Raw genomic sequence first — 3,706 nt, 5'->3', positions numbered from 1 at the left:
GTGAACCTAGGAATACAAGCTTATTTTGAAGTACCTAGAGTCTGGAAATTGCGTCCGTTAAATTTATTTCCATTCTCTACATACTATTCATATAGGAAGAACCTCTCTTTAGGTGTTATGGCAGAAAATTTTATTCCATAAAGTTATGGGTGTTATCAAACGAATAGCAGGAAGTCTGGGAATGACATCAGATTATATTCGAACTAATTATAACGAATTAGTTCTAATCCTTAGCGTAATTGTATTTATTACTTTTGTAAGTAATTTTCTTGTTCTAAAAAACTTTAATTGAGAATATTTAAATTTAATAATTTTTTTCACAAGATATTAACTCTTAAAGTTCATTAAAAGAGGAATATCCTCCTTGCTTTTGCAAATTTAACAGGAGAAAAATATTGTACTTTGTAATACAATCATAGCCATTTTCTTTTATAGTTTAATTTAAAATAATCTAAAAGATAAGTTGTAAACGAATTCTCAATTTCTGGCAAATAAGCCAAAATTGCTAAAAAAATATAGATATACTGGTACTCAGTCGGTGATTCAAAAATCATTATAAAAGAAAATATAAAAAAACTTAAATTTGAGAAACAGAATAATTTTTTACTTTTAACATTTTTTAAATAAACAATATGAAAAAAAATAACAAAACAAAACAGTGCCAACAATATTATTCCACCGTTTAATAATTCTTGAATTAATTCATTATGAGCGTAATACATTCCTAAAGAATCTTTTGTCAACATACTCCAATACACTTGAATTTTCACCCCTGCAGCACCATAACCAAAAATTAGCTCTTGCGAAACTAATTCAAGAGCATTTCTCCAAATAGTAGTTCGACCATTAAAAGTCGTAGGTTCTCCCAGAAAAGAAAATTTGTAACCTACAACATAAGTGAGTATTAAAAATATAACATTAATAAAAGTAGTTAGAACAAGATAAATTATAGGATTAAGCTGTAATAAATAATGTCTTTTTGATATAGAAATATATGTAAAACCAACTAATAAACAAGATATGACGAATAATGACGCAATTGTTTTTGACATTATCATAGTTACAATTGAAAGAACAATAAGCTTACTCGCTTTCCTAACATTATGACGATATAGAAGTAAATATCCAATAAAAACACCGATCAATCCTAGTTGAGAGGCTACTTGAACATGACCAATAAATAACAAATGTAGCCTATCGGGATCAAAATAATTATCGAAAAAAAATGGGTTAAAAATAAAAAAGTTAAGAAAAAAAAGAACAATCAGGATATTAGCAAGAGATTTTATGAATAAATAAGCGTTTTTTGAAATTAAAATACAGCAAAAAAAATACAATGCAGGGGAAGCAAATATTTTTTGTAAAGCATTCTCGAAGGAATACCGTATTACAAAAGTATCAATAAACATATATAAAAAATAACATATGATTATACAATGGCTTTTCTTGTACTTTATATTTCTCACATTAGATATAAACAATATAAACACGGCAAATACGGCAAAATATAACCATGTGATAAATAAATTTTTGTAAACTAAAAAATACTCAGAAAAACCTTTCGGATATACAAATGGAATTATTACAAAATAGGTTAATAATGAAGTTAATTTTGTTTTAAAACTATTTCTATCAAACACAAAATAATGAGAATCCATACCATGTATTAGTAACATTTATTCTTAATAAGATAAACTACAAAAGTAAAACAAAAATGAGAGCTATTCAATATAAAATATTCACGTACTGTTTATGTATTATCTCAAAGTATAAAAAAATACAAATTCATGTGAACAATTATTACTTATCTTCTTAGCAGGGACGCCTGCTACAGTAACACCTTCTTCTAAAACATCATCTACTACAACTGCATTGGCACCAACCACACAGTTATCCGCAATTTTTATATCACCAATTATTTTACAGCCCGATGCTAAATATACATTGTTACCTATTTGGGGCGCAGCTTTACCTCCGGATGCCCCAATTGTAACGCATTCCTGTATTCTTAAATTTTCACCTATTTTTGCTTCTCCATTAATCTGTATTCCGTTTATATGCGCAATACTTAAGCCTTTTCCACACACATTAGGACCTATTGATATTCCCAATTTTACACACCATTTATGCCATAAAAACTTATAATAGTTTCTAACTATCTTTACCCAAAAAGAATTTCTATGATTGTACCAATATTCATATTTTCTTAAGATAATTTCATATTTCCATATTTCATCTGAAAAAAAACGCGGACGTTTTCGCCTTATCCCTAGTTGCAGTCTATCCTGTTCCAAGTATTCTTTAAGATCTTTTCTTGTTTCTATCATCAAAATCACACCTTTTTTATGTGGTTATTAGTAGTACTTTTCAAGTATTCTGACTTGATGCTCTAAGTTATACATTAATAACTTGTTTTTATCACATTCACTTTTCCTTTGTAAAGATACATCTATCGCTCTTATCCATCTATTCACTGGTTCTGAATTCTTCATGACATAAACATTATTTGATATTATAGCCTCCCTAGGAATATTTTCAGAAATGATACACGGCAAAGCCGATACTTGCGCCTCAACCAAGGCAATACCTAAACCTTCAACCTTCGAAGGAAACAAAAAAACATCCATTGCAGATAACAATTGAGGAACATCATTTCTGTGAGAAAGAATAAGAAAATCATTTTGCCCCCCAATATTATAAAGATATTTTTTTATCTCATTTTCTAATTCTCCATCACCAACAAGTAATAAAAATGACGAGGATTTTTTTTTCTTAAGTTCACCAAAAATCTTCAAGATAAGCTCATGGTTCTTTTCTTCGATAAAGCGACCAACATGACCTATTACAAATGCATTTTTATTTATTCCCAACTTTTTTCGAATTTGCTCTTTCTTGAAATCAGCCCTGTTATATTCGCTTAATATCAAACCATTCCTAATCACAATAGTATTATTTATATTAAACCAACAATTTATTTCTTCAGCCATTTCATCATGTAATGCAACCATTTGTAATTCGTTATGTCTAAGAAGATATCTAGCAGCAGCATCCTCTTGCTTCATTCTTCCCGAGAAATATCTATTTGGAGTACTGTGACATGTATAAAGAAGCTTAATTTTATTTAGATGTGATTTTGAATAATACAAATATCGTAACACAGCAGTATGAGCATGGATTGATGTTATCTTATAGTCATTTATAATTTGCCCCATTTTATACATAACATATTCTTTTCCAAAGATATAATTAATCCCACGATAAACAAGATTTCTTTTAGGATATATATATATAATAGGGATTCCAATATCCATCAAAGTGCTTTTTACAGCGCTTTCACCAATGTCATACATGACAACAACGATAACATCAAATATACTCCGATTAATCAGTTTACAATAATTTTTAATTAGATTTTCTGCGCCTCCATCATTCAATGAATACACAAATTCTGCAACAACTTTCTTCATCTTAATAGCTTCCTTTAAAATATTATTCATCAAATATTAATGTTCTTAGGGCACCCATAAAAATGTTTTTAATCAAATGTTATTACGCTTTAATAATCTCCATTCAATGTATCCCTAACCCTAAATAATTAAAAATGGGCGGATTGTAGTGACCCCAGTAAATTGAACAAAAACAATTTACGATAATTTTAAGGTTGAATTCCTAACTTCACAAGGAGTTCGACCTTTTAATTTGACCT

At 28.7% G+C, this 3,706-nt stretch carries 3 protein-coding genes; all 3 read right to left on the bottom strand.

Annotated elements, in window-relative coordinates; translation table 11 throughout:
* Positions 1-413: 413 nt before the first annotated feature.
* The 3 genes from B5D46_RS11770 to B5D46_RS11760 all read right to left on the bottom strand — a co-directional run bounded on the left by B5D46_RS11770 (position 414) and on the right by B5D46_RS11760 (position 3,467).
* On the bottom strand, positions 414-1,640 hold the full coding sequence (locus tag B5D46_RS11770; RefSeq protein ID WP_143675688.1) for an O-antigen ligase family protein: 1,227 nt from the start codon (positions 1,638-1,640) through the stop codon (positions 414-416).
* Between the two features lie 117 nt (positions 1,641-1,757).
* A complete protein-coding gene (locus tag B5D46_RS11765) occupies positions 1,758-2,327 on the bottom strand; it encodes a serine O-acetyltransferase (protein WP_078929616.1) in 570 nt (189 codons plus the stop codon).
* A gap of 27 nt (positions 2,328-2,354) precedes the next feature.
* On the bottom strand, positions 2,355-3,467 hold the full coding sequence (locus tag B5D46_RS11760) for a glycosyltransferase (protein WP_159443116.1): 1,113 nt from the start codon (positions 3,465-3,467) through the stop codon (positions 2,355-2,357).
* Positions 3,468-3,706: the final 239 nt, after the last annotated feature.

Source organism: Succinivibrio dextrinosolvens DSM 3072, from assembly GCF_900167015.1.
Classification (GTDB): domain Bacteria; phylum Pseudomonadota; class Gammaproteobacteria; order Enterobacterales; family Succinivibrionaceae; genus Succinivibrio; species Succinivibrio dextrinosolvens.
Note: the sequence above shows the minus strand (reverse complement) of the source record. Positions and strands in the feature narration are given on the sequence as shown.